The sequence below is a fragment of the Tianweitania sp. genome, assembly GCF_032053605.1.
Taxonomy (GTDB): Bacteria; Pseudomonadota; Alphaproteobacteria; order Rhizobiales; family Rhizobiaceae; genus Tianweitania.
Window position 1 is genome coordinate 279 of record NZ_DAMBUH010000134.1, and the last position, 4,509, is coordinate 4,787.

5 protein-coding genes are annotated in these 4,509 nt (G+C 61.8%); all 5 read right to left on the reverse strand.

What is annotated here, in order from left to right; all coding sequences use genetic code 11:
- Positions 1-106: 106 nt before the first annotated feature.
- The gene (locus tag RTX98_RS18790; protein WP_189502306.1) at positions 107-760 is read right to left on the reverse strand and encodes a protein-L-isoaspartate(D-aspartate) O-methyltransferase; all 654 of its coding nucleotides are present in this window, start codon (positions 758-760) and stop codon (positions 107-109) included.
- Positions 757-1,515 carry a 5'/3'-nucleotidase SurE gene (gene surE / locus RTX98_RS18795; protein WP_312798348.1) on the reverse strand — a complete coding sequence of 253 codons (759 nt, stop codon included), beginning with the start codon at positions 1,513-1,515 and terminating at the stop codon, positions 757-759. The genes RTX98_RS18790 and surE overlap by 4 nt, the downstream gene beginning before the upstream one ends.
- Before the next feature lie 48 nt (positions 1,516-1,563).
- Entirely contained in the window at positions 1,564-2,871 is a 1,308-nt protein-coding gene (gene serS / locus RTX98_RS18800) for a serine--tRNA ligase (RefSeq protein ID WP_312798350.1), read from the reverse strand.
- Positions 2,872-2,995: 124 nt separating this feature from the next.
- Positions 2,996-3,856, reverse strand: coding sequence for a twin-arginine translocase subunit TatC (tatC, locus tag RTX98_RS18805; protein ID WP_312798352.1), 861 nt, complete (start codon positions 3,854-3,856; stop codon positions 2,996-2,998).
- A gap of 45 nt (positions 3,857-3,901) precedes the next feature.
- Positions 3,902-4,509, reverse strand: a 608-nt coding sequence (locus RTX98_RS18810; protein ID WP_312798354.1) for a twin-arginine translocase subunit TatB, incomplete at its 5' end; no start/stop codon positions are given.

The window sequence follows — 4,509 nt, forward strand, 5'->3', positions numbered from 1 at the left end:
TACCGACCCGCACCCACCCGTTACAAACTATGGAGTGTATTAAGCGCGATTAGCGTTACTGGCCGGTTAATTCAGCGGTTCTGTCAGCAAGTTTTAGCAGAAGATCTCAAAGCGCTTCCGCCATGCCGTGGGCAATCGGCTGCAGTCGCACCAGCCCCACTTCCTGTTCCTCGAAACGGCTGCCAGTCTTGGTCAGGCGCACCAGCATCTGCGGCTCGTCGGGCGGCCCGATCGGTGCGATCATCACGCCGCCGCTCGACAGCTGATCCACGAAACCGCGCGGCAGTTCGTCAAAGGAGGCCCAGGAGATAATCCGGTCGAACGGACCCTCGGCAGCAACGCCATGCGCGCCATCGGCCTGACGAAGAAGCACATTGCCGATGCCGAGCGCTTCCAGGCGGGCACGAGCCTGCTGAACCAGGGCCTTGTAGCGATCGAGCGAAAGAATGCGGCCCGACAGGCGGCCCATGACTGCCGCCGTGTAACCGGTGCCTGTGCCGATTTCGAGAACGCGGACGCTGCTGGTCAAATCGAGCGCGGAAATGACCGTCGCCTGGATGTCGACGCCTTCCAGCGCCTCGCCGCAAGGGATTGGCAACATCCGGTCCGACCAGGCATGGTCCTGCCACTGGTTCGGCACAAAACCGCGGCGCGGCGTGGCTTCAAAGGCGGACAGAACGGTCTTGTCCGTCAGCCCCTTCCCCCGAAGCCGCAGCATGAATGCGGCAAAGCCTTCGCGATCCAGCGCGTCGGGTGTCATTGAAGCGCATCTCGCACGAGGTCCTGGAACTCATAGGCCGTGAGATCAAGCTTCAGTGGCGTGACGGAAATGTGGTCGGAGCGCAAGGCATGCAGATCCGTCCCTTCCGGGATCTCGGTCTCGCCGCGTCCAAAGCGCAACCAGTAGTAAGGCAGGCCACGACCGTCGTTTCGGGCATCAACCGTGATGCCGTAAACGAGCTTGCCTTGCCGCGTCACGACATGACCCTGCACTGCGTCAGGCTGGCAGTTCGGAAAGTTGACGTTGAGCAAAACGCCCTGCGGCAGGTCGATGTCGATCAGCCGCTTCAACAGCGCCGGCGCATGCGCTTCAACCGTGTTCCACGGCACCACGCGGCCATCATTGGCGAAGGTGTAGCCTTGGCTGAGAGCAATCGAGCGGATGCCGAGCAGCGTGCCCTCGATCGCACCCGCAACCGTGCCGGAGTAGGTCACGTCATCGGCGACGTTGGAGCCGGAATTGACGCCGGACAGGATCAGATCCGGCGGCTCGGGCATGAGGTTGCGCACGCCCATGATAACGCAATCGGTCGGCGTACCGCGCACTGCGTAATGGCGATCGTCGATGCGGCGCATGCGCAGCGGCTCGGAAATCGACAGCGAATGCGAGAAGCCGGACTGATCGGTCTCGGGTGCCACGACCCAGATGTCATCGCTCAGCGTGCGAGCGATCCGCTCAAGCGAGGCAAGGCCCTCGGCATGGATGCCGTCGTCATTGGTCAGAAGAATGCGCATGCTAAGCCTATCCCCGAAGCCTGTCCCGCTGGCGGCTTGACTGGCAACTCAACGGCCGCCGATCCGCTCCTTGCCTCCCATGTAGGCGCGAAGCACCTGCGGAACAGTGACACTGCCATCCTCATTCTGGTAATTCTCGAGAACGCCGATCAGAGCACGGCCCACAGCCGTGCCCGAACCGTTCAGAGTATGAACGAAGCGCGTGCCCTTCTCGTCCTTGACGCGATAACGCGCATCCATGCGGCGGGCCTGGAAATCACCGCAGACCGAGCAGGACGAAATCTCGCGATAGGTGTTCTGACCGGGCAACCAGACCTCGATGTCATAGGTCTTGCGCGCACCAAAGCCCATGTCGCCGGTGCAAAGCACCACCGTGCGGAACGGCAGTTCGAGCTTCTTCAGCACGGTTTCCGCGCAGTCGGTCATGCGGTCATGCTCGGCAAGCGAGCTGTCCGCATCGGTGATCGACACCAGCTCGACCTTGTTGAACTGATGCTGGCGCAGCATGCCGCGCGTGTCGCGCCCCGCCGAACCGGCTTCCGAGCGGAAGCATGGCGTCAGCGCCGTAAAGCGCAAGGGCAGCTGTTCCTGATTCAGGATCTGCTCCCGCACGAGGTTGGTCAGCGGAACCTCGGCCGTCGGGATTAGGCCGAGCCGCGTTTCGCCGTGTGGCGTAAAGAACAGGTCTTCCTCGAACTTCGGCAGCTGGTTGGTTCCAAACAGCGCATTGTCGCGCACCATCAGCGGCACCTGCACTTCCGTATAGCCGTGCTCGGTTGTGTGCAGGTCGAGCATGAACTGGCCGATCGACCGCTCCAGCCGTGCCAGATCGCCTTTCAGCACCGTGAAGCGCGAACCGGAAATCTTCGCCGCCGCCTCGAAGTCCATCAGCGCCATCGCCTCGCCGAGCTCATAATGCTCGCGCGGCTTAGGCGGCATGTTGGCCTTGCGTGCCTCGATCAACTCGTTGCCGAAGCGGCGCACTTCCACATTGTCATGCTCGTCCTTGCCTTTCGGCACTTCCGGCAGCGGCAAGTTCGGGATGTTGGCAAGCGCGTCGTTCAGCTCGTTGTCGAGCCGGCGCTCTTCCGCTTCGCCGCCCTGGATGAAGGCCTTGATATCAGCAACTTCAGCCTTCAGCGCCTCGGCCTTGGCGGAATCGCCGGACCGCATCGCATTGCCGATTTCCTTGGACGCGGCGTTGCGACGCTCCTGCGCTTCCTGCAGCCGGCCGAGATGGGCGCGGCGCGCTTCATCCAGAGCAATCAGGGCCTCGGCCTGGGGCGCGGCCGAACGCGATGCCAGAGCAGCATCGAGAACGGCCGGGTTTTCGCGAATCCACTTGATGTCGAGCATGTCAGAACGTCCGGTACTATTTCAGCCGGGCGTAAACCGCGCGCCGCCCCCATGCAAGACCGAGATAACAAAAGGGGCGCCTTTCGACGCCCCTTCAATCAGCAAACACTCATCAACGAAGCCGTTACGCCGGCTTAACGTCATCCGGATTGACAACGGCTGGAACGACCTCGGCAGCTGCCGCTTCGTCGCGAACCTGCTGCTCCTTCGCACGATTGCGCTCGATCAACCGAGCCATCCAGATCGAGGCTTCGTAAAGAAGGATCGTCGGAAGCGCCAAGCCGATCTGGCTGACCGGATCCGGCGGCGTGAGAACGGCGGCCGCGATAAAGGCCAGCACGATCGCCCATTTGCGCTTTCCTGCAAGCGACTCCGCCGTCAGCAGACCAACGCGCGCCAGAAGCGTCGTGACCACCGGCAGCTGGAAAACAAGGCCGAAGGAAAAGATCAGCGTCATGATGAGGCTGAGATATTCTGACACTTTCGGCAGCAGCGAAATCTGGATGTCCTGTCCCGGTCCCACCTGCTGCATGGCAAGGAAGAACCACATCACCATCGGCGTAAAGAAGAAGTACACCAATGCCGCACCCATCAGGAACAGGATAGGCGACGCGATCAGGAAGGGCAGGAAGGCAGCGCGTTCGTTCTTGTAGAGGCCGGGCGCCACGAACTTGTAGATCTGCGCGGCCACCATCGGAAACGACAGAACCAGGCCGCCGAACATAGCGAGCTTGATCTGCGTAAAGAAGAATTCCTGTGGCGCCGTATAAATCAACTCGACGCGGCCATCATTCAGACCGGCCCAGATCGTCGCCCATTTGAAGGGGATGACCAGCAGGTCGAACAGCTTTTGCGCGAAGAAGAAGCAGATCAGAAAGGCGACAAAGAAGCCGCCGATGGCCCAAATCAGGCGCGAACGCAGCTCGATCAGGTGATCGAGCAACGGCGCCGAGGACTGTTCGATTTCGTCGTTCGACGTCGTCACGTGGCGGTTCCGGTTTCTTTGGGCTTGCGAACGCGAACCGGCTTTTCAACCGCCGCTCCATTCATGCCGGTGGAAGCAGCAGCGGTTTTCTTCACAGGCGTCCGAGCCTGACGCAGTGGGAGCCTTGGGCGCACGCGGCGCGCGCACCTTCTTCACAGGGTCTGCGGCAGCACCGGTTGTTGTAGCCGGCGCAGCAGCCACCGTGCTTGGTGTAGCCAAGGGTGCCGCCGGCGCGACAGGAGCGCTAGGTGCCACAGCTTCAACCGGCTGAGCCGACGAAGATGCCGCCAAGGCCGATGCTTCCTTCGGCGCTTCGCCGGTCAGAGCGGCCGGTTCCGCCGTCGCACCGGTCTTGAGCGGTTCAACAGCCGAGGCTTCGGTCGGAGCGGGCGTCGATGGTGCCGGCGTCGAAGGCCGCATGATGGAGTCCATACCGGCGCGAACGTCGGCCGCGGCCTTCTCCATTGGGTTGAACGCCTTGCGGATTTCGTTCTTCGGATTGAGCGAGCGCAAGTCGTTGACCGATTTCCGGACATCGTCCAACTCGGCTTCCTTCAAAGCCTCATCGAACTGCTTGCGGAAGTCGCCCGCCATTGACGTCATTTTCGACGTGAACTTACCGAAGGTGCGCAGCATCTTCGCCAAATCCTTCG

Excerpts from the sequence above, each read along its gene's own strand:
- serS (WP_312798350.1), bottom strand. The coding sequence starts at position 2,871 with ATGCTCGACATCAAGTGGATTCGCGAAAACCCGGCCGTTCTCGATGCT.
- RTX98_RS18790 (WP_189502306.1), bottom strand. The coding sequence starts at position 760 with ATGACACCCGACGCGCTGGATCGCGAAGGCTTTGCCGCATTCATGCTG.
- surE (WP_312798348.1), bottom strand. The coding sequence starts at position 1,515 with ATGCGCATTCTTCTGACCAATGACGACGGCATCCATGCCGAGGGCCTT.